The sequence below is a fragment of the Pseudomonas sp. 11/12A genome (genome assembly GCF_000800055.1).
Taxonomy (GTDB): domain Bacteria; phylum Pseudomonadota; class Gammaproteobacteria; order Pseudomonadales; family Pseudomonadaceae; genus Aquipseudomonas; species Aquipseudomonas mohnii.
In genome coordinates this window covers 643,800-666,572 of the sequence record NZ_JUGV01000001.1, presented here as the reverse complement: position 1 = coordinate 666,572, position 22,773 = coordinate 643,800, and the positions used below count along the sequence as shown (strand labels likewise).

The window sequence follows — 22,773 nt, the reverse complement described above, 5'->3', positions numbered from 1 at the left end:
CTATGCTTGGACGCTGAGCAGTGCGTTAACCATCATGGAGTGAACTGCATGCCCAACCCACTGCGCCCGGATCAACGGCGGTTTCCCCTGCACGTTCATATCAGTGTGATGTTCACCCTGCTGTTGTTGCTGACCGGGGTGGTGTTGGGCATTTTCAATTACCGTCAAACCACGCAGATCATTCTTTCCAGCAGCGAAAAACTCTTCAATCGCATCGAGCAGGATGTCCGCCTGGATCTGCAGGCTACCTACGAGCCGATTCGCCATCTGCTCAGCTTGTTGGTGCTCAACCCCGCCGTGCAAGGTTCCGACCTTCAGCAACGACTGGCGCTGCTCAAACCCTTCAGTCAGTCGCTGCGGGATAACCCGGATCTGGCATCCCTGTATCTGGGCTATGGCAATGGTGATTTTTTCATGGTTCGCCCGCTGCGCGCCCCTCAGCTGAAAATGCTGCTCAACGCCCCGGAAGCAGCGGCTTACCAAGTGTGGAGCATCGAGAGAGACACCCGCGGTCAGGCTCATTCCCAATCGTTGTTTTTCGATCAGGACCTGACCCTCATCGGTCGTCACGAAGACCCCGCCGACACCTACGACCCACGTAGCCGCGCCTGGTTTTCCAGCGCCAGCCGCGACAGCACCCAGATCACCACCGAACCCTATGTTTTTTTCTCTACCCACAACGTCGGCACCACGCTGGCCCTGCGCAGCGGCGACCATGCCGTGATGGGCGCCGACCTGACCCTGGAGGAACTCAGCGCCACCCTGGCCAAACATGTAGTGACGCCCGCCACCGAGATCGTGCTGTTCGATGCCCAAGGCAATGCCATCGCGTATCCCGACAGCAGTCGTCTGATCGTCGACGACCAAACGGCGCGTCTGATCAAGGCCGCCGACCTGAGCCCCAGCCTCGGCGCTCTGCTCAACAGCCCCCCCGCGGGCAATCGTTTGAATGTCGGCGGTCGCCAATGGATCGTGGCCCGCAGCAACATGCAGGAAGGCGGTCCCCAAGGTCTGCAGTTGGCACTGCTGGTGCCGGAAGACGAATTGCTGACCGATGCCTACCGCATGCGCTGGCAAGGTGCGCTGATTACTCTGGCGACACTACTGTTGTGCGTTCCTCTGGGATGGCTGACGTCGAGGGTGTTGGTCAAACCCCTGCGCGCGTTGGTACAGGAAGCGGATGCGATTCGCAGCTTCGACTTCAATTTCCCGGTTTCCCGTCGCTCCCCGGTGCTGGAAGTCGATCAACTGAGCGTGTCGATGGCGCGCATGAAAGACACGCTGGCAAGCTTCTTCCAGATCACCGACAGCCTGAGCGCCGAGACCCGTTTTGCGCCGCTGATGGAGCGGGTGTTATTTGAAACCGTAAAAATCGGCCAGGCCCAGGCCGGTCTGATTTACCTGCGCGAAGGAGACGGTGATCGCATGGAGCCCCAGGGTCTGGTCATCAATGACACCGCTGAAACGCTGTCGTCATTCGATATCCACGGGCATGATCTTCAAGACCCGAAAACTCCAGCCTGGATGCAACAGCTTTCGACCGCCGACAATGTCGTCAGCCATTTCGGCTTCGAACAAGCGGGGGATTTGCAAAAAGTGTTGCTCGCACTGGCTTGCCCTCGGGTTCATCTGATCGGTATCCGCTTGCACAATCGTCATAACGAAACCGTGGGCCTGCTGGTGTTTTTATTGGCCGACAGCGGTAACCAGAGTGACCTGGAAAAACTCCGGCCCGACCGTATCGCGTTTCTGCAGGCGGTGTCCGGTGCGGCAGCCGTGAGTATTGAAAGCCAGCGCCTGCAAGCCCGACAAAAAAACCTGCTGGATGCCTTCATTAAACTGCTGGCCGGCGCGATTGACGCCAAAAGCCCCTACACCGGAGGGCATTGCCAGCGAGTACCGGCCCTGGCACTGATGATTGCCCAGGCTGCCGCGGCCAGTCAGGATCCAGCCTTCAGCGGTTATCGCCCCACCGAGGATGAATGGGAGGCGCTGCACATTGCAGCCTGGTTGCATGACTGTGGCAAGGTCACCACACCTGAATACGTCGTCGATAAAGCCACGAAACTGGAAACGTTGAACGACCGCATCCACGAAATCCGCACCCGTTTCGAAGTGCTCAAGCGCGATGCCTGGGTCCGCTATTGGCAAGCCGTTGCAATGGGGGGGGACGAGCAAGACCTGTCGCTATTGCGCGATGCCACGCTGACGGCGCTCGATGATGATTTCGCCTTTATTGCCCGGTGCAACCTTGGCGGTGAAGCGATGGCAGAAGCCGACCTGCAACGACTACGCAGCATTGGACAACGCACCTGGACCCGAACCCTGGATGACCGGTTGGGCGTTTCCTGGGAAGAGAACCGGCGGCAGGAACGCACCCCGGCACCGACATTGCCAGTCAGCGAACCGCTGCTGGCGGACAAACCCGAGCATTTGTTCGAACGCATCGACGCCGAACTCATTGGCCCGGACAATCCCTTGGGATTCAAGCTCGATGTGCCGCGCTACAAATACAATCGCGGCGAGCTCTACAACCTGAGCATTCCCCGAGGCACCCTGACGAACGAAGAGCGCTACATCATCAATCATCACATGGTGCAGACGATCCTGATGCTCAACCACCTGCCCTTCCCCGGCCACCTGCGCAACGTTCCGGAAATCGCCGGAGGCCATCATGAAAAAATGGACGGCACCGGTTATCCCAAACGCTTGAAGCGCGAAGACATGAGCCTGCCGGCGCGGATGATGGCGATTGCCGATATTTTCGAGGCGCTGACCGCTGCCGACCGCCCCTACAAGAAAGCCAAATCCCTGAGCGAAGCGCTGGGCATCATGGCCAACATGTGCCGGGACGCTCACCTCGATCCGGAATTATTCGGGTTGTTCATCAACGACCACATCTATCTGCGGTACGCCGAGCGTTTTCTCAACCCACGGCAAATCGATGCGGTCGATGCGTCAAGCCTGCTGATCAAGGCAGGCTTGCGGGTTTGATCAGCAATCGGTCAGGCGCAGGAAAATCGCTGCCAGTTTCTCGATGCCGGCCTGATCCTCTGCGGTGAAACGCGCCAGTTTCGGGCTGTCGAGGTCCAGTACGCCGATCAAACGACCGTCCTTGATCAGCGGCACGACCAGTTCGCTGTTCGATGCGCTGTCACAGGCGATATGCCCTGCAAACGCATGCACGTCTTCGACCCGTTGACTCTGCAAGGTCGCTGCCGCCGTTCCGCAAACGCCGCGGCCGAACGGGATCCGCACGCAAGCGATCTGCCCCTGAAACGGGCCCAGCACCAGCTCTTCATTGCGATTGAGATAGAAGCCGGCCCAGTTCAGGTTATCGAGCTGATTGAACAGGAAGGCCGAAAACTGTGCGGCATTGGCGATGAAGTCCCGCTCGTCCGCCAGCAACGACTCAAGCTGCGCGCGCAGCATGCCATAGCCTTCGAGGCCCTGGCCGCTCTTGTGTATATCGATCATGCCTTGTGCTCCAACAGTTTCAGCCCAACCCAATAGCGGGCAAATTGATACGCGCAACGTCCGTTACGATTCCCGCGCCCGGTGGCCCAACGCACCGCAAGGATGTCCAGTTGCTCGTCGCGTTGCCACTTGAGGCCGGCCTTGTCCGCCAGTTGGCCGATCCAGTGTTCGACCACGTTGAGGAAATGCTCCTGGGTGAACGGATAGAACGACAGCCACAGTCCGAAGCGGTCCGAGAGCGCGATCTTGTCTTCCACCGCCTCGCTGGGATGCAGTTCGCCGTCGACTCGCTTCCAGTTTTCGTTATCGCTTTCCTTTTCCGGCACCAGGTGGCGACGGTTGGACGTGGCGTATAGCAAAACATTATCCGGTGCTTGCTCAAGCGAACCGTCGAGTACGCTCTTGAGTACGCGGTAATCACCTTCGCCCGACTCAAACGACAGGTCATCACAGAACAACACGAAACGTTGCGGCAGTTTGGCGATTTGTTCGACGACTCGCGGCAAATCGGCCAGGTGATCGCGCTCGATTTCGATCAGACGCAAACCCGCCTTGGCGTGCTCGGCCAGCAAGGCGCGAATCAGCGAGGATTTACCGGTACCGCGCGAGCCCCAGAGCAATGCGTGGTTGGCCGGCATGCCATCAAGGAACTGTTGGGTATTGCGCCCCAGTTGCTCCACTTGGCGATCGACGCCGATCAGGTCGGAAAGACGCATGTCGAGACTGACTTCCAGGGGCAACAGAAAGCCGCTGCGACCCTCACGCTGCCAGCGCGCCGCCAGGCTCTGAGTCCAGTCGATGGCATGCCGAGGGGTGGGCAACAGTGGCTCGATACGAGCCAGAACGGCATCGGCGCGTTCAAGAAAAGCATTCAATCGGGAATCCACGTCTTTTCCTCGGGCACGTTCACAGTAATGATGGCGATACAGCGACGAAACATGGTGGTCGATGAGCGGTTAGCCCCGTGTGCAAGGGCTCGCCAGGCACATCGGAATCCATGCATGATCGACTATGCTTGAGCAGCGAAGGGAAACGGAAGTGGTTCAACACCCCATGGACATTAAATTCACCAACCGACTGTCTTACAAACAGGCGCGGCTTACCGTGCTGGTCGGTTTCATTCTGGGCATGCTGCTCAGCCTGCTGCAAATAGGCATCGATTATGCCAGTGAAGACGCTTCCATCAACCGCGAAATACAGTCTTTACTGGAAATCAGCCACAACCCCGCGTCCCGCATCGCCTATAACATTGATGCCGAACTGGCTCAGGAACTGACACTGGGCCTGCTGCGCTCACCCGCAATCATCGGCGCGAAACTGACGGACAACAACGGCAACGTGCTGGCCAACGTCAAACGCCCGGGCTTGCAAAGCGGCTATCGGGTGCTCAGCGACTTCCTGTTTGGTGCCGATCGCCAGTTCGAAGACCGCTTGTATCTGGATCACTTGCCGAACGAATCCCTTGGCACGCTGCAACTGGACGTCGACACTTACTCCTTCGGCTACCGTTTCCTGCGTCGGGCCGAGGTGACCCTGCTTAATGGCTTCGCCCGCAGTCTGATCCTGTCGGGCATCCTGCTGGCGCTGTTCTACGTGATGCTGACCAAACCATTGGTGCGCCTGATCCACGAACTCAGTGGCCGCGATTCGCGCAGTATGGAGCCGACGTCACTGGAATGTCCGGCGGGGCACGCCGACGATGAAATCGGCGTACTGGTGAAAGTGGCCAACCAGCAGTTTGAAAATGTCGCCACCGAAATCCAGCAGCGGCGCAACGCCGAAAACCGCCTGACCGACTATCTCGGCCAATTGGAAAACATCGTCTCGGCCCGCACGGCGGAACTCAAGGCGATCAATGCGCGGCTCAGCCAGTCCAACCAGGAACTGGAAACCGCTCGCAGCACTGCCCTGGACATGGCTGAAGCACGCTCGGCGTTCCTGGCCAACATGAGTCATGAAATTCGCACGCCCCTCAATGGCCTGCTGGGAATGATCGCGCTGTCCCTCGATGGCCCGTTGAATCCCGAGCAACAGCAACAACTGTCCATCGCCCATGACTCGGGCAAGGTTTTGGTGGAGTTGCTCAACGATATCCTTGATCTGTCGAAGTTCGATGCCGGTCAGTTGGAACTCGAACACATCCCGTTCGACCTCGCCTCGCTGATCGAAGACACCGCCAACCTGCTGTCGCAGAACGCCGCGCCGAGTGTCGAACTGACCTGCCTGATCGAACCGCAGTTTCCGGCGCTGGTGCTCGGCGATCCGACCCGGGTCCGGCAAATCGTCAGCAACTTGCTGTCCAATGCGCTCAAATTCACCCGATTCGGCCGCGTCGATGTGCGTCTGTCGACCTCTGACGACGGCGTCAGAATCGAGGTCTGCGATACGGGCATCGGTATCCCGCAGGACGCACAAGTCAAGATTTTCCAGCCCTTCACTCAAGCCGGTGCCGGCATCACCCGGCAATTTGGCGGCACCGGGTTGGGGCTGGCCCTGACCTACAATCTCTGCGAAGCCATGCAGGGCCGCCTCACCATCAGTTCGGAAGCGGGTTTCGGCAGCCAGTTCTGCGCAGAATTGCCACTCCCCCGTCACACCCGGGCACTCGCCATCCCGGCGCTGCAAGGCAGAGTGGTTGCAATCACTGCGGCCAGCAGCGGTTTGGCGGAATTGCTCGGCAGCTTGTTGCCAGGATGGGGGGTTGAATATCATCAGTGCGCCATCGATGACCCATTGACCGGATTGGCGCCCGATGTGCTGATTACCGATTGCCCCGAATGCCTGTTCAACCTGCGTCCCACTTTCACCGCGCCAATTTTACTGGTGACCGCTTACGGCAGTTTCATGCCCAGCGATCAGGTCAGCGCCCTCGCCCCCCTGCAACAACAGGCACGCCCCTTGGCACGCAACGCACTGCACCAGACCTTACGACGAATCCTTCAACCGGATACCAGCATCGTCAATGCCCCCCATATCGACACCCACTCACCGCAACGACGCGGACGGGTGCTGCTGGTTGAGGACAACCCGGTCAACCAACTGGTGGCCAAAGGCATGCTCGGGAAACTCGGCTGCGATGTCACCGTCGCTGCCCACGGTGCCGAGGCGCTGGATCAACTGGAGTACAAGGAATTCGATCTGGTGCTGATGGACTGCAACATGCCGGTGATGGACGGCTATGAAGCCAGCCGGCAAATCCGCCGCAGCGGACGCTGGCCACAACTTCCCATCGTCGCCCTGACCGCCAACGCCATGTCCGAGGAACGCGAACGATGTCGTGCTGCAGGTATGAGCGACTACCTGGCCAAACCCTTCAGCCGGGAAGAACTGGCTGCCCTGCTCGACGTGTGGATCCCCCTTACGACAGTGTCTTGATTTGCCCCAACAGATGATCGAGGCCATCGCGCAGCTGATTCAATCGATCCAGATCCACACCGCTGTCGCAAAGCAGGCGAGCCTTCAGTGGCCCGACCCGATCGCGCAGCGCCAGGCCGGTTGGCGACAGGCTCAGGTGCACCTCACGCTCATCCCGCGCCGAGCGCTGACGCTGCACAAGTTGCAACTGCTCCAGGCGCTTGAGCAGCGGAGTCAGCGTGCCCGAATCCAGGGCCAGGCGCTCGCCCAGCGCTTTGACCGTCGGCTGTTCGGGTGCTTTTTCCTGCCATTCCCACAACACCAGCATGACCAGATATTGCGGATAAGTCAGACCCAACTGATCGAGCATCGGCTTGTAAGCACGAATCACTGCACGGGAAGCGGCGTATAGCTTGAAGCAGAGCTGGCTGTCGAGATTCAGCGAATCGACTGACAAGCTGTTCATTTGAGCAAGGCTTCAATCTCGCGGCTCAGGTCCTGCGGCTTGGTCGCCGGAGCGAAACGCTTGACCAACTGGCCGTCCTTGCCGATCAGGAACTTGGTGAAATTCCACTTGATGCCCTGAGAGCCGAGCACGCCCGGCGCGCGTTTTTTCAACTGGACGAACAGTGGGTGAGCACCGGCACCGTTGACGTCGATTTTCTTGAACAGCGGGAAACTCACGCCGTAGTTGAGCTCACAGAACTCGCTGATCGCTCCTTCGTTGCCCGGCTCCTGCTTGCCGAATTGATTGCAGGGAAAGCCCAGCACGACCAGGCCTTGATCCTTGTAGGTCTGCCACAGCTCTTCAAGGCCTTTGTACTGAGGCGTGAAACCGCACTTGCTCGCGGTGTTGACCACCAGCACGGCTTTACCGGCGAAATCCGCCAAGGTCTTTTGCTCGCCCTTGATGGTGGTGCAAGGGATGCTCAGCAGGTTATCGCTCATGTTCGAGGTACCGATTGAAGGGAAGTGAACATAAAGTAGCGAGCAATTGAATTGTGTGCAATTTAATTAATCAATCGACGCTGCTCGTTCGGTAGAACCCGAACCTGCAGGCGCTGGCTTGTCAGCGCCTGCAGGGCATCCCCACGCCCCGGTTCAGTCTCGAGGGACGAGGTCCAGGCACACCGAATTGATGCAATAACGCAGGCCGGTCGGTGGCGGGCCATCTGGAAATACGTGTCCCAGGTGCGCATCGCATCTGGCGCAGACCACTTCAGTGCGGATCATGCCGTGGCTGACGTCACGAATCTCGATCATGGCGCTGTCGGCGATCGGTGCGTAGAAGCTTGGCCAACCGCAGCCGGAATCGAATTTGGTCCTGGAGTCGAACAACGGTTCGTTGCAGCAGATGCAGTGGTAGACACCGTCGGTCCTGGTGTCGTTGTACTTGCCGGAGAACGGGCGCTCGGTGCCCTTGAGCCGGCATACGTTGTACTGCTCCGGATCGAGCATGGCTTTCCATTCTTCCAGGGTTTTTTCCAACTTTTCCATCGTCACACCTCAGCAGCTGAAAAAGCCCGATCTGTATCTTTTCCACGGATCGGGCGGCACGTATGATTGCGCCTCGTCAAACGCCAGTCTGGCAGCCAGACCACGCGCATTCAAACGGATTTATGGGTGCTGCCTCTCAAGGCTTCAGACCTGTGATTACGCAGGATTCCCAGTACGGTTGGTCATTCGCCGCCTGGATCGTTCATTTTCGGGAACACATCGCCATGCAGGTCAGCAAATCGAACAAGCTCGCCAACGTCTGCTACGACATTCGCGGCCCAGTGCTCAAGCACGCCAAACGCCTGGAAGAGGAAGGCCATCGCATCCTCAAGCTGAACATCGGCAACCCGGCGCCCTTTGGTTTCGAAGCGCCGGACGAAATCCTCCAGGACGTCATCCGCAACCTGCCCACCGCCCAGGGTTACAGCGATTCCAAAGGCCTGTTCAGCGCACGCAAGGCCGTCATGCAGTACTACCAACAGAAGCAGGTGGAAGGTGTCGGCATTGAAGACATCTACCTGGGCAACGGCGTTTCCGAACTGATCGTGATGTCGATGCAGGCCCTGCTCAACAATGGTGACGAAGTGCTGGTCCCGGCGCCGGACTACCCGCTGTGGACCGCCGCGGTCAGCCTGTCGGGCGGAAGCCCGGTGCACTATCTGTGCGACGAGCAGGCCAACTGGTGGCCGGACCTGGCCGATATCAAGGCCAAGATCACCCCGAATACCAAGGCGCTGGTGATCATCAACCCGAACAACCCCACCGGTGCGGTGTACTCGAAAGAAGTGCTGCTGGGCATGCTGGAACTGGCCCGCCAGCATAATCTGGTGGTGTTCTCCGACGAGATCTACGACAAGATCCTGTACGACGACGCCGTGCACATCTGCACGGCGTCCCTGGCGCCAGACCTGCTGTGCCTGACCTTCAACGGTCTGTCCAAGTCCTATCGGGTGGCCGGCTTCCGTTCCGGCTGGATCGCCATATCCGGCCCCAAACACCATGCCCAGAGCTACATCGAAGGCATCGATATGCTGGCCAACATGCGCCTGTGCGCCAACGTGCCGAGCCAGCATGCGATCCAGACCGCACTGGGGGGATATCAGAGCATCAACGATCTGGTGTTGCCGCCAGGACGCCTGCTGGAGCAGCGCAACCGCACCTGGGAACTGCTCAACGACATTCCGGGCGTGAGCTGCGTCAAGCCAATGGGCGCGCTGTATGCGTTCCCGCGCATTGATCCGAAAGTCTGCCCGATTCACAACGACGAGAAATTTGTCCTCGACCTGCTGCTCTCCGAGAAGCTGCTGGTGGTGCAAGGCACGGCCTTCAACTGGCCATGGCCTGACCATTTCCGCGTTGTCACCCTGCCGCGCGTGGATGATCTGGACATGGCCATCGGGCGCATTGGCAACTTCCTGAAGTCCTATCGCCAATAAGCGAATTTTCACCGTGCGACGCCCTGACGGGTCGCACGGTGATTCATTCAGCAACATATGCTTGCGTCCTGCGGCTCACCGACGTATCAACCCCACACCTGTACCCACTTGCCGGCCTACGACTAGCGGCTACGGGGCTCGGGGCGTCCAATGACCTACAAACTCTTCCTGCCGAACCATCGGAAATGCCCTTCAAGCAGCTAAGCTGATGCCGTAAGACACAGTTTGAAATAGTCACTTGGTTGAATACCCCGGTGCAGCACCTTATATACCCCGCAGTACGCTACATCTTTAGCAAAAGGAGATTTCTACAACCATGATGCGCATCCTGCTGTTTTTGGCCACTAACCTGGCGGTCGTGCTGATTGCCAGCATCACCCTGAGCCTTTTCGGCTTCAACGGGTTCATGGCGGCCAACGGGGTTGATCTCAACCTCAATCAGCTGCTGATTTTCTGTGCGGTCTTTGGTTTCGCCGGTTCCCTGTTCTCGCTGTTCATCTCCAAGTGGATGGCGAAGATGAGCACCAGCACCCAGATCATTACCCAGCCACGCACTCGTCACGAACAATGGCTACTGCAAACCGTCGAGCAATTGTCCCGCGAAGCCGGGATCAAGATGCCCGAAGTCGGGATTTTCCCAGCCTACGAAGCGAACGCCTTCGCCACCGGCTGGAACAAGAACGACGCTCTGGTCGCGGTCAGCCAGGGTTTGCTCGAACGATTCTCGCCCGATGAAGTGAAAGCCGTACTGGCCCACGAAATCGGCCACGTGGCCAATGGCGACATGGTCACGCTGGCACTGATCCAGGGCGTGGTGAACACCTTCGTAATGTTCTTCGCACGGATTATCGGTAACTTCGTCGACAAGGTGATCTTCAAGAACGAAGAAGGTCAGGGCATCGCCTACTACGTGGCGACCATCTTCGCCGAACTGGTGCTGGGTATCCTCGCCAGCGCCATCGTCATGTGGTTCTCGCGCAAACGCGAGTTCCGCGCCGACGAAGCCGGTGCACAACTTGCCGGTACGGCTGCGATGATCGGCGCCCTGCAACGCTTGCGTGCGGAACAGGGGCTGCCCGTGCACATGCCGGACACCCTGAATGCTTTCGGCATCAACGGTGGCATCAAACAGGGCTTCGCCCGCATGTTCATGAGCCACCCGCCGCTGGAAGAGCGTATCGATGCGCTGGCTCGTCGCCGGGGCTAAGAGACTCCGTGGCAAACAAGAAGGCCCGCAGTGATGCGGGCCTTTTTTTGGGTCTTCACGGATTACCGGGTGGACACCCGATACACCCGCTCCTCAAGCCGGGTAACCCCCGCCTCCAGAAATTTCCCGCTCTCGCTCAGCACATCCTGATCCTCCAGGATTTTTAGCGACCATGCCTGGCCAAACATTCGCTGCACTTCGTCATCCAGCACGGCAAACGGTGGGCCGTCCATTTGAGCCTGGTCATAATCGAGGGTGATCAAAAGCCCATGGCAATCCTTGGGCAGGATCCGCTTCAAATGCGTGGCATATTGCTCGCGCATTGATGGCGGAAGCGCAATCAATGCGGCCCGGTCATAAAGCGCAGAGCAATCAGCCACATCGCCGGCTGTCAGCTCGAAGAAGTCACCGCACCAAAGCTCGATAGAGCCTGCGCGATAAACCTTGAACGGCCCCTGCTCGCTCACAGCGGGGTCAAAGTGATGCTCGCTGAAAAAGTCCTCGATGGCTTTTTCCGACAGTTCGACGCCCAGAACCTCGTGCCCCTGATGAGCGAGCCACAACACATCCAGACTCTTCCCACACAAGGGCACCAGAACGCGACTGCCCTCTTCCAGGCCCAACGCTGGCCAGAACCGTTGAAGATAAGGATTCACTTGCGGCAAGTGAAAGCCGATCTGATTCGACGCCCACTTCTTGTGCCAAAACTCCGGCTGCATAAGTAACCCCAAAAATTCGATCAAAACACCCTAAAACTTATATTAGATTTAGATCAATGATCTGACAGAAGATGGTGCCATCTTAACTCTCCGGAGCTCGTTCATGTTCCCCAGCCTGTACATATCCCATGGTTCCCCGATGCTCGCCCTGGAACCCGGTGCCAGCGGGCCTGCCCTGGCTCGCCTGGCGGCCGAGTTGCCAAAACCCAAAGCCATCGTGATTGTTTCCGCGCACTGGGAAAGCAATGAACTGTTGGTCAGCGGTAATCCACGACCTGATACCTGGCATGATTTCGGCGGTTTCCCTAAAGCCTTGTTTGAAGTCGAGTACCCGGCACCCGGCGATCCACAGCTGGCAGCCGAAGTCGTCGAACTGTTGAAGGCCAGTAATCTTCCCGCCCGCATCGATTCCAACCGACCTTTCGATCATGGTGTCTGGGTTCCGCTGTCATTGATGTATCCGCAGGCGGACATCCCGATTGTTCAGGTTTCACTGCCAACCCGTGGCGGCCCTGCCCTGCAGGCCCACGTCGGACAGGCGCTGAGCAGCCTGCGCCAGCACGGCGTACTGCTGATCGGCTCCGGCAGCATCACCCATAACCTGCGAGAACTGGATTGGCATGCCGGCCCTGAGAGCGTGGAGCCGTGGGCACAGGCGTTCCGGGACTGGATGGTCGAAAAGCTTGCGGCCAACGACGAGGCAGCCCTGAACGATTATCGCCAACGGGCACCCAATGCCGTGCGCAATCATCCCAGCGATGAACACCTGCTGCCGCTGTACTTTGCCCGCTCGGCCGGAGGGGATTTCAGCATCGCCCACCAAGGATTCACGATGGGTGCACTGGGCATGGACATCTATCGTTTCGGCTGACCGGTACACCAAGTCGCCCTGCCATCCGGACAAAAAAAATCCCCGAACCAGTCGGGGATTTTTTATGTGCGATCAATCAGCCCGAAAGCGGATCAATCTTCGCGGTAGCGACGCAGCTTCAACTGCTTACCGGCAACGCGAGTGTCCTTCAGCTTGGTCAGCAGACGCTCCAGACCATCTTCCGGCAGCTCAACGAGGCTGAAGCTGTCACGAACCTGGATGCGACCGATGGCTTCACGAGCCAGGCCACCTTCATTGAGGATGGCGCCCAGCAGGTTCTTGGCCGCGATACCATCACGCGCGCCCAGCGCGGTACGGCAACGAGCACGACCTTCGGCCAGAGGCATTGGTGCGCGACGCTCGCGGTCACCACGCTCAGGACGATCACCGGAACGCTCTGGACGATCGCCACGCGGTGCGTTGTTCGGCACCAGTGGACGCTCTTTCTCGATAGCGGCCAGGTTCAGCGCTTGACCGTTGGTAGCCTTGCGCAGCAGGGCTGCGGCCAAGGCACGCGGGCTGCAACCGATATCGGCAGTCAGGCGATCCAGCAGTTCACCATGGGTCGATTCAGCTTCAGCCACCAGCGGCGACAGGCTGTTGGTCAGTTTCTTGATGCGCGCATCCAGAACGGCTTGAGCGTCCGGCAGGCGAACTTCGGCAACTTTCTGACCGGTTACACGCTCGATGACCTGCAGCATGCGGCGCTCACGTGGAGTCACCAGCAACAGCGCACGACCTTCGCGACCGGCACGGCCGGTACGGCCGATACGGTGAACGTAGGACTCTGGATCGTACGGCATGTCAACGTTGAACACGTGAGTGATGCGCGGAACGTCCAGGCCACGAGCAGCAACGTCGGTCGCCACAACGATGTCCAGACGGCCATCCTTGAGGGAGTCGATCACGCGCTCACGCTGGTTCTGGGCAATGTCACCGTTCAGCGCAGCGGCTTTGTAGCCTTTGGCTTCCAGGGCGCTGGCCAGGTCCAGGGTCGCTTGCTTGGTACGCACGAACATGATCAGCGCATCGAAATCTTCCACTTCCAGCAAGCTGAGAACGGCAGAAGTCTTCTGGTCAGCGTGAACCAACAGGTGAGCCTGTTCGATCGCGGTAACGGTCTGGGTCTTGGTCTGGATCTTCACGTGTTGCGGATCGCGCAGGTGGCGTTCGGCAATGGCACGGATCGATTGCGGCAAGGTGGCCGAGAACAATACGGTCTGACGGGTTGCAGGCAGAGCCTTGAAGATAACTTCCAGGTCGTCCATGAAGCCCAGCTTGAGCATTTCGTCGGCTTCGTCGAGAACCAGATGGTTCACGGTCGCCAATACTTTTTCGTCACGACGCAGGTGGTCGCACAGACGGCCCGGAGTGGCGACAACGATCTGTGCGCCATTACGGATTGCTTTCAGCTGTGGGCCCATCGGCGCGCCGCCGTAGACAGCCACAACAGTCACGCCCGGCATTTGCTTGGCGTAGGTTTCGAAAGCGGTTGCAACTTGTAGCGCCAACTCACGAGTTGGGGCCAGGATCAGGGCTTGCGGCTCGCGCTTTGCAGGATCGATGCGATGCAGGATCGGCAGGGCGAACGCGGCGGTTTTACCCGTACCGGTTTGCGCCTGACCAATCATGTCGTGACCGGCCATGATGATCGGGATCGATTGCTGCTGAATAGCCGATGGCTCTTCGTAGCCAGTCGCGGTGACGGCTGCAAGAATATTCGGATTAAGATTAAAAGCGGCGAAGCCGCCGGTTTCCTGGGTCATGGGTCTGCCTCTAAGTGCATCCGCAAAGACCCATGCTCCAAAGCTGCGCGTGCCGTGTTGAGACTCAAGAGTCGCCCTGGCAGCTTTGTCGGCGGGGATTTGCGAAAACGAATGAATGAAAAGAATCGTCAAGGAAGAGTCCGCGATGCGGACGTGCAGCCGAAGCTGACTTCGGGGAATTGCTCTACCTAAACGCGGCCCGGCTAAAGGCCGGCGCGTACTATACCGGAATTTGCTGAAAAAGGGAGCTTTTTTTATCGCAAAACTCCTGTGCACGGCGTTCTGTCACAGGCTTTGCGGATAATCAGGCGAGCGTCTATTTTTCAAAGGCCCGGCCATGCGGGCGCTGGCGCTAAAACGGTTCATCTTGAACAGGCAGACCGTCGGTCTGACTCCCCTTCCCGCCCGAGGAAATGCACCATGAAAGAGCTCAACACCAGCCGCGTGAGCCGTGAAAAGCGTGGTCATGTCCTGATGATCGGCCTGGATCGGGTCGCCAAACGCAACGCCTTCGATCTCGACTTGCTCAACGAATTGAGCCTGGCGTACGGCGAGTTCGAGGCTGACACCGAAGCGCGGGTGGCGGTGGTCTTCGGTCATGGCGAGCATTTCACCGCCGGACTGGACCTGGTCAATGCCAGCGCCACGTTGACCGAAGGCTGGCAGGCACCACCCGGCGGCTGCGATCCGTGGGGCGTGTTCGCCGGTCCGAGGGTCAACAAACCGGTGATTGTCGCCGCTCAGGGCTACTGCCTGACGATTGGCATCGAGTTGATGCTGGCCGCCGATATCAACCTGTGCGCCAGCAACACCCGTTTTGCGCAAATGGAGGTGCAACGCGGCATTTTCCCCTTTGGAGGCGCCACCCTGCGCCTGCATCAAGTCGCCGGCTGGGGGAACGCGATGCGCTGGATGCTGACCGGGGATGAGTTCGATGCCCATGATGCCTTGCATCTGGGGCTGGTGCAGGAAGTCATGGCCAGCGAGGATTTGCTGCCACGGGCAATCGAGCTGGCCGAGCGAATTGCCCGGCAGGCGCCACTCGGGGTTCAGGCGACATTGATGTCGGCCCGGCAGGCGCGTTATGAAGGGGAAACGGTGGCCGCGCAAGGGTTGCCGGCGCTGGTGAAGAAGCTGATGAGCAGCGAGGATGCCCGGGAGGGTGTTTTGTCGTTGGTGGAGCGGCGCCCCGGAGTCTTCAAAGGCATGTGAAATGTGTGTTGGCCTCCATGGCCCCATCGCGAGCAAGCTCGCGACGGGGTCCGCCCAGACAACAATCAGCTCGCCGGCCGAATTGCCTTGATCAACGGCTGCAACGAATACCCCAACCGCGGCGCCAGCCCTTCGGCCCGCGCGATCAGGCCGTCCATGTCCAGTTGCTGATCCAGCTCCGAAGGCACGATCAGGATCACATTGCCCTCCTTCACCGGCAATTCCCAGTAATGCCGATGGTAGAGCCCGCGCAGCAACGCGGCGCCCAATGGTTTGCCATCATCGGTAGCCCATTGATTGATCACCAGCCAGCCGCCCGGATTCAGGCGTTTCTGGCAATTTTCCAGGAAAGTCCAGGCCAGGTGTCCGACTCCGGGACCGACGTCGGTATACAGGTCGACAAAAATCAGGTCCGCCGGCTCCGCAGTGTCGAGCAACTCCAGCGCATCACCCACGCGAATGTACAGGCGCGGATCGTCATCGAGCCCGAGGTATTCGATGGCCAGACGCGGCACGTCAGGGCGCAACTCGATGGCTTCGACGTCCTCCAGCGGCAGGAACTTGAGGCACGCCTGGGTCAGCGTCCCGGCACCGAGGCCGAGAAACAGTGCGCTTTCCGGTTGTTCGTGGCATAGCGCACCGATCAGCATCGCCCGGGTGTAGTCGTATTCGAGCCAGCTCGGATCGGCCGTGAAGACGCAGCTTTGTTCGATGGCATCACCGAACTCGAGAAAGCGGTAATCGGCCACTTCCAGCACGCGAATCACGCCAAATTCGTCCTGCACCTCGGCGAGCAGATGCTCGACGCGCTCCTCAGTCATTTCGTCTCCTGATCGTCACCGGGCCCGGCAACGCAATAACACCGCCAACAGGGTGGGGCAAAGGCGCGATTGTCCGCGAAGCGACGGGAACAGGTCACGCACTAATTGCTGATAACATGGCTGTCCGAGCGTAAAACATTAGAGACTGCGATGAGCCAACCCTGGAGCCCTGACAGCTGGCGCGCCCTGCCGATCCAGCAACAACCCCAATACCCCGACGCGGCGCATTTGCTGCAAGTCGAGCAAACCCTGTCCAGCTATCCGCCGCTGGTGTTTGCCGGTGAAGCCCGGGAGTTGCGCCGTCAGTTTGCCGAAGTGACCCAGGGCCGGGCGTTTCTGTTGCAGGGCGGCGACTGCGCCGAAAGCTTCGCCGAGTTCTCCGCCGCGAAAATCCGCGACACCTTCAAGGTGCTGCTGCAAATGGCGATTGTCATGACCTTTGCCGCCGGCTGCCCGGTGGTCAAGGTCGGGCGCATGGCCGGGCAATTCGCCAAGCCGCGCTCGGCCAACGACGAAACCATCGACGGCGTGACCCTGCCCGCCTACCGTGGCGACATCGTCAACGGCATCGGTTTCGATGAAAAAAGCCGCGTACCGGACCCGGAGCGCCTGCTGCAGTCCTACCACCAGTCCACCGCCACGCTGAACCTGCTGCGCGCCTTTGCCCAGGGCGGCTTTGCCGATCTGCATCAGGTACACAAGTGGAACCTGGACTTCATCGCCAACTCGGCCCTGGCGGAAAAATACAGCCACCTGGCCGACCGCATCGATGAAACCCTGGCCTTCATGCGCGCCTGCGGCATGGACAGTTCGCCGCAACTGCGCGAGACCAGTTTTTTCACCGCCCACGAAGCGCTACTGCTGAACTACGAAGAAGCCTTCGTGCGTCGCGACAGCCTGACCAACGACTACTACGACTGCTCGGCGCACATGCTGTGGATCGGCGACCGCACCCGTCAGCTCGACGGTGCCCATGTCGAGTTCCTGCGCGGGGTGAACAACCCGATCGGGGTCAAGGTCGGTCCGAGCATGAACCCTGAAGACTTGATTCGCCTGATCGATGTGCTCAACCCGGACAACGATCCAGGCCGCCTGAACCTGATCGCACGCATGGGCGCGAACAAGGTCGGCGATCACTTGCCGCAGCTCATCCGCGCCGTACAGCGTGAAGGCAAGCAAGTGCTGTGGAGTTGCGACCCGATGCACGGCAACACCATCAAGGCCAGCAGCGGCTACAAGACCCGTGACTTCGCGCAGATTCTTGGCGAAGTGAAGCAGTTCTTCCAGGTGCACGAAGCCGAGGGCAGCTACGCCGGCGGCATCCACATCGAGATGACCGGGCAGAACGTCACCGAATGCATCGGCGGTGCGCGGCCGATTACCGAAGACGGCTTGTCGGATCGTTACCACACCCATTGCGACCCGCGGATGAATGCCGATCAGTCGCTGGAATTGGCGTTTTTGATTGCAGAGACTTTGAAGCAGGTTCGGCGCTAACTCGCATCGCCCCCATCGCTGGCAAGCCAGCTGCCACAGGATTTACGTCGTTGGGCAATAATGTGCACGACGCAACCTCTGTGGGAGCTGGCTTGCCAGCGATACCCTCAGATCAAACCCCGCAAATGCTGGCCAATGCCACCCGCAACCTGTCCGCACTCGCCCGGGGACAATTCAACTGAACCTGCGCCAGCCCCAACCATTGCGCCATCTGTCGCAGATTGGCCGCCAACGCCAGCATCCCTTCGTCATCCAGACCCGGTTCTTCCTCATGCACCGCGTGCACCGCCAGTCGACCGACCGCCCGTTCGGCGCGCAGATCAACCCGCGCGGCAATCCGTTCGTTGTGCAGGAACGGCAGGACGTAATAGCCGTAAATTCGCTTGTCCTGCGGCGTATAGATCTCCAGCCGATAGCGAAAGTCGAACAGGCGTTCGGTACGACTGCGTTCCCAGATCAGTGAATCGAAAGGTGAAAGCAAGGCACTGGCCTCGACCTTGCGCGGTACCTTGGGCTCAGGCAGGCAATAGGCCAGTTGGCGCCAGCCCTGGACGTCGCAGGTGAGCAATTCACCGGCCTCGACCAACTCCGCCAGACGTGGACGGCTGTCAGCGGGATTCAGGCGAAAGTAGTCGCGCAGATCCTTTTCCGTGCCGACGCCCAATGCTGTCATGGCATGCAACAGCAATCCGCGCTGGGCTTGCGCCTCATCAACCCGTGGCTGCGCAAGAATCGCCGAGGGGATCACCCGCTCCGGCAAATCATAAAGCCGTTCGAACCCACGCCGGCCGGCCACGGTCACTTCACCGGTGGCGAACAGCCATTCCAATGCATGCTTTTCCGCACTCCAGTCCCACCACGGACCCGCGCGCTCCTGGCGGGTCGACAGACTTCCGGCCCCCAGCGCGCCCTGCGCCTCGACGGAGGCCAGCACCCGACGGATGACGTCCTGCTGCTCACGACCAAAACGCGCCAGTTGTTGATAAATGTCTTCGCCACGACTCGCTCGCTGCATGCGCCAGCGCATCAACGGGTACATCGACAGGGGCAGTAAAGAGGCCTCGTGGCCCCAGTATTCGAACAATGTTCGACGCCGGCCCTGACTCCAGGCAGCCTGGTCGAGCACGTCGCAAGTGTAGTTTCCAAGGCGGGAAAACAGCGGAAGGTAGTGCGAACGCACCAAGGCATTGACTGAGTCGATCTGCAGAACGCCCAGTCGCTCGATCAGGCGGTTGAGCTGAAGCGGCTTGATCGTCGCTGGCGGCTGACGCCCGTTGAACCCTTGGGCAGCCAGCGCCAGACGCCGAGCCTGTTTGAGGGTAAAGGACAACGTTGCGGGCATGAGCATCTCCTTGTCTGCTCGCAACCTACCTCACCGGTAAGTGGTTTGTGTAGCGTGGCACTCATCATTTATGCATCGGGTCTTTCCAGAATGGCTGGACCGACTCGAATTCGACATCCGCACGACTCATGCCGATATCTTTCAGCGCTTCATCGCTCAGACTCGCCAGCATTTCGCGCTCCTTGTGCAGTTCGTACCAGCGACTGAATTTGTGCAGCAGATCGGATACCAGGTGGATCGAGTGTTTTTCTACCGCTGGGTATTCATGTTGACCTTTCATCTTGTTGCCCTCCGTTTTGGATAGCTCCAGTCTCGCGCCAGGACTAAGATCAATCCAACGAATGTTTCTGATGTCACATATCTCGGAGATTGATGAATGTCTACCTACCCGAGCATCGACACCGAAGTGCTGCGCACCTTCGTCGCCATCGCCGACCAGGGCGGTTTTACCCGTGCCGGAGAATTGGTCAACCGCACCCAGTCGGCCGTGAGCATGCAGATGAAGCGGCTGGAAGAAGACGTTTTGCAGCGCCAGCTGTTCCAGCGCGACGGCCGGCAGGTTCGGCTGACGGCGGAAGGCCAGGTATTGCTCGGTTATGCCCGGCGCATCCTCAAGCTGCACAGCGAAGTCTTCAACACCTTGCGCGAACCCCACATGGTCGGCACGGTACGGATCGGTACTCCGGACGATTACGTGATGCGTTTTCTGCCGGGGATACTGCGCCGGTTTGCCCAGTCCTATCCGCTGATCCAGATCGAAGTGCACTGCGAGTCGTCCAAACAATTGCTGATGCGCCAGGACCTCGACCTGTCCATCGTGACTCGCGAACCGGGCAGCGAGATCGGTCAGCTACTGCGCAAGGAACGCTTGGTCTGGGCCGAGGCGCAATGCTACAGCGCCCACGAGCAGACGCCGCTGCCACTGGCGATGTTCAACAGTGATTGCTTCTGCCGCCTGTGGGCCTGTAACGCCCTCGATGTCATGGGCCGCGATTATCGCGTGGCGTACAACAGCGACAGCCTGTCGGCGATCATGGCAGTGGTCAGCGCCGGTCTGGCCGTGACCGCGCAACTGGAAAGCCTGATCACCGCAGACATGCGCATCCTCGGTGAGGCCGAAGACCTGCCGAGCCTGCCCGAGGCCAGCATCATGCTGGTGCGCAACCTGCACAACCCGTCCCCGATTACCGAATGCCTCGCCGAGCACATCGTCGAAGGCTTCAAACCTTAAAGGCGAGCATCACCGCGCAGCACACCAGAAAGCCGCAGAACAATCCGCGCAGCAACCGCTCGGGCATGGCATGGGCGATCCTCACACCCCAACTGATGCTCATCAGGCCACCGAGCGCCAGTGGCACGCCAATCATCCAGTGCACCTGATGGTGTACGGCATAGGTGACCAGCGTGACGCCGGTGCTTGGCAATGCCAGCGCCAGCGACAAGCCCTGCGCCACCACTTGCGTGGTACCGAACAGACTGGTCAATACCGGCGTAGCCACGACCGCCCCGCCTACACCAAACAACCCGCCCATGGTTCCGGACGCCGCGCCGAGCACACCCAGCCACGGCCACGAATAGTTCATCTGCGCCGAGGCCGGCGCGCTGGCGGTGAACATGCGCACCAGGTTGTAGGCCGACAGGGCGACCAAAAACGCGACAAAACCAATCCGCATGGTTTGCGCATCAACGCCCACGGCCCAAATCGAACCGATCCAGGCGAAACAGAACCCCATCGAAGCCAATGGCAACGCGTGGCGCAACTCGATGCGGTTGCGTTGGTGATAACGCCACAGTGCCAACATGACATTCGGCACGACCATGACCAACGCCGTCCCTTGGGCAATCTGCTGATCGAGACCGCACAACGCACCCAGCAAGGGAATGGCAATCAAACCTCCGCCGATGCCGAAAATCCCGCCAAGGGTTCCCAGGGCTGCGCCGAAGACCAGATACATCAGAAACTCAATCACAGCCGTTTTTCCCTTTAGGTGAGGCGATTCATCCTACGCAGTTGGTTCTGGCTCGGAAACGCACAGCAACGCACAATGGCTATGCCAATTTCGCACAAGCATTGACCACACATGAATCCGAATCAATTGACTGATCAACTGGGCCTGTTTCTGGACGTGCTGGAAACCGGGAGCTTTTCTGCGGCGTCCCGCCGTCATCCGCTGACGCCTTCGGCGGTGGCCCGGCGCATCGATAGCCTGGAAAGCGCCGTCGGCAGTCAGTTATTCATTCGCAGCACCCACGCGGTGCGCGCCACGCCGGCGGGGCTGGCCTTTGCAGAACGCGCACGGCGGATCGTCGCTGAGTTACGCCTGGCCAGGGCGGAAGCCGTGTCCCTCAGCAGTGCGCCGGAAGGTTTGATTCGGGTCGATGCGCCGGCCGCGTTCGGTCGCCGGCATCTGGCCCCGGTGATCGCCGATTTCTTGATGCTTTATCCCGGCCTCGATGTGCAATTGCACCTGATTGACAGTTTTGTCGACATGCAAGGCTTGAACCTGGGCAAGGTCGATCTGGTACTGCGTGCCGGGCAGATGGCCGACACCCGGCTGGTGGCCACGCCGCTGGCGAGCATGATGCGCATCGCCTGCGCCAGTCCCGACTACTTGCAGCGCCGGGGCGTACCCACCGATCCGGCTCAGTTGATTGATCATGACGGCCTCGATTGGGATGGCCTGGCTCCCCCCTTCGCCTGGCGATTCGAGCGAGACGGCCAAATGCAATTGCACCGCCCTTCCCGGGTGCGCATGAGCGCCAACAATGCCGAGGCACTGGTCTGCGGTGCATTGGCCGGACTGGGTATTGCGCATTTGCCGACCTGGCTGGCCAGTGAATACCTGCTGCGCGGCGAACTGTTGCCCTTGTTCTGTGAGAGTGGCCTGCCGAAACCCGAGAGCTCCGGGATCTATGCCTTGCGCCTGGAACAGCAACCCAATTCCCGTAGCCGCTTGCTGCTGGAATACCTGAAAAGCCGTTTCAGCCCGATACCGCCGTGGGACCTAGTGCTGCAAACCCACCTGGGCCGCCACTAGTCGAGAATTGTGTAGCGCATTAAAGATTCGCCCGCTAGATTCTGAAGATCACTGATCAAGGCTTTGACATGACCACCGAGCGCGACACCCCGGATACCTGCGACGACCTGCTGCTGGACAATCAGGCCTGCTTCGCCCTTCACTCCACTTCGCTGATGATGACCAAGGTCTACAAGCCTCTGTTGCAGGCGTTGGGCCTGACCTACCCGCAGTACCTGGCGATGTTGGTGCTGTGGGAACAGGACGGTTTGACCGTAGGCGAAATCAGCGCACGCTTGCTGACCGATCCTGGCTCTCTCACGCCGCTGCTCAAACGCCTGGAGACCGAAGGTCTGCTCAGTCGCACCCGCAGCCGTGAAGATGAGCGCGTGGTGATCGTCGAACTCACCGCCAAGGGCCGCGCCTTGCGCGACAAAGCCCGTGACATCCCCCAATGCATCCTCGGCGCGAGCGGCATGACGCTGGAGCGACTGCAGACACTGCAAGCGGAGCTGCAAGCGCTGCGTCGTCACCTGCAGGAAAGCCTGATTTGAATT

The 22,773-nt window shown here is 59.6% G+C and carries 21 protein-coding genes; 10 read left to right on the top strand and 11 right to left on the bottom strand.

All coding sequences use genetic code 11. The features are described 5' to 3' along the window. The first annotated feature begins 48 nt into the window (after positions 1 to 48). Complete coding sequence (locus GQ39_RS03130) at positions 49 to 2,994, top strand: HD domain-containing phosphohydrolase (protein ID WP_047527213.1); 2,946 nt, start codon at positions 49 to 51, stop codon at positions 2,992 to 2,994. On the opposite strand, the gene GQ39_RS03125 is transcribed toward GQ39_RS03130, so the two are convergent. Continuing rightward, on the bottom strand, positions 2,995 to 3,477 hold the full coding sequence (locus GQ39_RS03125; protein WP_047527211.1) for a GAF domain-containing protein: 483 nt from the start codon (positions 3,475 to 3,477) through the stop codon (positions 2,995 to 2,997). It abuts the gene before it with no gap. Further along, entirely contained in the window at positions 3,474 to 4,364 is an 891-nt protein-coding gene (locus tag GQ39_RS03120; RefSeq protein ID WP_047527209.1) for an ATP-binding protein, read from the bottom strand. Before GQ39_RS03120 ends, GQ39_RS03125 begins: the two co-directional genes overlap by 4 nt. A 166-nt stretch (positions 4,365 to 4,530) precedes the next feature. Between GQ39_RS03120 and GQ39_RS03115 the strand changes: the two genes are divergently transcribed. Then, positions 4,531 to 6,852 carry a hybrid sensor histidine kinase/response regulator gene (locus tag GQ39_RS03115; RefSeq protein ID WP_177329316.1) on the top strand — a complete coding sequence of 774 codons (2,322 nt, stop codon included), beginning with the start codon at positions 4,531 to 4,533 and terminating at the stop codon, positions 6,850 to 6,852. On the opposite strand, the gene GQ39_RS03110 is transcribed toward GQ39_RS03115, so the two are convergent. The 3 genes from GQ39_RS03110 to msrB form a co-directional block, all read right to left on the bottom strand. Continuing rightward, positions 6,836 to 7,297, bottom strand: a complete 462-nt coding sequence (locus tag GQ39_RS03110; RefSeq protein WP_047527206.1) for a MarR family winged helix-turn-helix transcriptional regulator — start codon at positions 7,295 to 7,297, stop codon at positions 6,836 to 6,838. The two genes, GQ39_RS03115 and GQ39_RS03110, sit on opposite strands and share 17 nt — an antisense overlap. Next, positions 7,294 to 7,779: a glutathione peroxidase gene (locus tag GQ39_RS03105; RefSeq protein WP_047527203.1), complete on the bottom strand. Its 486-nt coding sequence runs from the start codon at positions 7,777 to 7,779 to the stop codon at positions 7,294 to 7,296. Before GQ39_RS03105 ends, GQ39_RS03110 begins: the two co-directional genes overlap by 4 nt. A 153-nt stretch (positions 7,780 to 7,932) precedes the next feature. Then, positions 7,933 to 8,328, bottom strand: coding sequence for a peptide-methionine (R)-S-oxide reductase MsrB (gene msrB, locus GQ39_RS03100; protein ID WP_047527201.1), 396 nt, complete (start codon positions 8,326 to 8,328; stop codon positions 7,933 to 7,935). A 224-nt stretch (positions 8,329 to 8,552) separates the two neighbouring features. Here msrB and GQ39_RS03095 point away from each other — a divergent pair, with 224 nt between their 5' ends. Together GQ39_RS03095 and htpX are read left to right on the top strand one after the other, a co-directional pair. After that, positions 8,553 to 9,764 (top strand): pyridoxal phosphate-dependent aminotransferase, encoded by a 1,212-nt coding sequence (locus tag GQ39_RS03095; RefSeq protein ID WP_047538412.1) that lies wholly within the window; start codon positions 8,553 to 8,555, stop codon positions 9,762 to 9,764. A gap of 316 nt (positions 9,765 to 10,080) precedes the next feature. After that, positions 10,081 to 10,971, top strand: a complete 891-nt coding sequence (gene htpX / locus GQ39_RS03090) for a protease HtpX (RefSeq protein ID WP_047527200.1) — start codon at positions 10,081 to 10,083, stop codon at positions 10,969 to 10,971. A gap of 62 nt (positions 10,972 to 11,033) precedes the next feature. Here the strand turns inward: htpX and GQ39_RS03085 are convergent, their stop codons facing one another. Next, entirely contained in the window at positions 11,034 to 11,690 is a 657-nt protein-coding gene (locus tag GQ39_RS03085; RefSeq protein ID WP_047538409.1) for a thiopurine S-methyltransferase, read from the bottom strand. Positions 11,691 to 11,793: 103 nt separating this feature from the next. Between GQ39_RS03085 and GQ39_RS03080 the strand changes: the two genes are divergently transcribed. Further along, on the top strand, positions 11,794 to 12,561 hold the full coding sequence (locus GQ39_RS03080) for a DODA-type extradiol aromatic ring-opening family dioxygenase (protein WP_047527198.1): 768 nt from the start codon (positions 11,794 to 11,796) through the stop codon (positions 12,559 to 12,561). Between the two features lie 92 nt (positions 12,562 to 12,653). Here the strand turns inward: GQ39_RS03080 and GQ39_RS03075 are convergent, their stop codons facing one another. Continuing rightward, on the bottom strand, positions 12,654 to 14,327 hold the full coding sequence (locus GQ39_RS03075) for a DEAD/DEAH box helicase (RefSeq protein WP_047527197.1): 1,674 nt from the start codon (positions 14,325 to 14,327) through the stop codon (positions 12,654 to 12,656). A 420-nt stretch (positions 14,328 to 14,747) separates the two neighbouring features. On the opposite strand from GQ39_RS03075, the gene GQ39_RS03070 reads away from it, so the two are divergent. Next, complete coding sequence (locus GQ39_RS03070) at positions 14,748 to 15,539, top strand: crotonase/enoyl-CoA hydratase family protein (RefSeq protein WP_047527195.1); 792 nt, start codon at positions 14,748 to 14,750, stop codon at positions 15,537 to 15,539. 65 nt (positions 15,540 to 15,604) lie between these two features. Here GQ39_RS03070 and GQ39_RS03065 read toward each other — a convergent pair whose 3' ends face one another. Continuing rightward, positions 15,605 to 16,360, bottom strand: a complete 756-nt coding sequence (locus GQ39_RS03065) for a spermidine synthase (protein ID WP_047527193.1) — start codon at positions 16,358 to 16,360, stop codon at positions 15,605 to 15,607. A gap of 150 nt (positions 16,361 to 16,510) precedes the next feature. On the opposite strand from GQ39_RS03065, the gene GQ39_RS03060 reads away from it, so the two are divergent. Continuing rightward, positions 16,511 to 17,857: a class II 3-deoxy-7-phosphoheptulonate synthase gene (locus tag GQ39_RS03060; protein ID WP_047527191.1), complete on the top strand. Its 1,347-nt coding sequence runs from the start codon at positions 16,511 to 16,513 to the stop codon at positions 17,855 to 17,857. Positions 17,858 to 17,969: 112 nt separating this feature from the next. Here the strand turns inward: GQ39_RS03060 and GQ39_RS03055 are convergent, their stop codons facing one another. Continuing rightward, positions 17,970 to 19,199 (bottom strand): winged helix-turn-helix domain-containing protein, encoded by a 1,230-nt coding sequence (locus tag GQ39_RS03055; protein ID WP_047527189.1) that lies wholly within the window; start codon positions 19,197 to 19,199, stop codon positions 17,970 to 17,972. Positions 19,200 to 19,263: 64 nt separating this feature from the next. Beyond that, positions 19,264 to 19,479 carry a DUF1127 domain-containing protein gene (locus GQ39_RS03050; protein WP_047527187.1) on the bottom strand — a complete coding sequence of 72 codons (216 nt, stop codon included), beginning with the start codon at positions 19,477 to 19,479 and terminating at the stop codon, positions 19,264 to 19,266. A gap of 96 nt (positions 19,480 to 19,575) precedes the next feature. Here GQ39_RS03050 and GQ39_RS03045 point away from each other — a divergent pair, with 96 nt between their 5' ends. After that, positions 19,576 to 20,430 carry a LysR substrate-binding domain-containing protein gene (locus GQ39_RS03045; protein WP_047527185.1) on the top strand — a complete coding sequence of 285 codons (855 nt, stop codon included), beginning with the start codon at positions 19,576 to 19,578 and terminating at the stop codon, positions 20,428 to 20,430. Here the strand turns inward: GQ39_RS03045 and GQ39_RS03040 are convergent. Further along, on the bottom strand, positions 20,420 to 21,169 hold the full coding sequence (locus tag GQ39_RS03040) for a sulfite exporter TauE/SafE family protein (RefSeq protein ID WP_047527183.1): 750 nt from the start codon (positions 21,167 to 21,169) through the stop codon (positions 20,420 to 20,422). The genes GQ39_RS03045 and GQ39_RS03040 overlap by 11 nt on opposite strands. Positions 21,170 to 21,280: 111 nt before the next feature. On the opposite strand from GQ39_RS03040, the gene GQ39_RS03035 reads away from it, so the two are divergent. Continuing rightward, entirely contained in the window at positions 21,281 to 22,237 is a 957-nt protein-coding gene (locus tag GQ39_RS03035; protein WP_047527182.1) for a LysR family transcriptional regulator, read from the top strand. 68 nt (positions 22,238 to 22,305) lie between these two features. Next, a complete protein-coding gene (locus GQ39_RS03030; RefSeq protein WP_047527180.1) occupies positions 22,306 to 22,770 on the top strand; it encodes a MarR family winged helix-turn-helix transcriptional regulator in 465 nt (154 codons plus the stop codon). Positions 22,771 to 22,773: the final 3 nt, after the last annotated feature.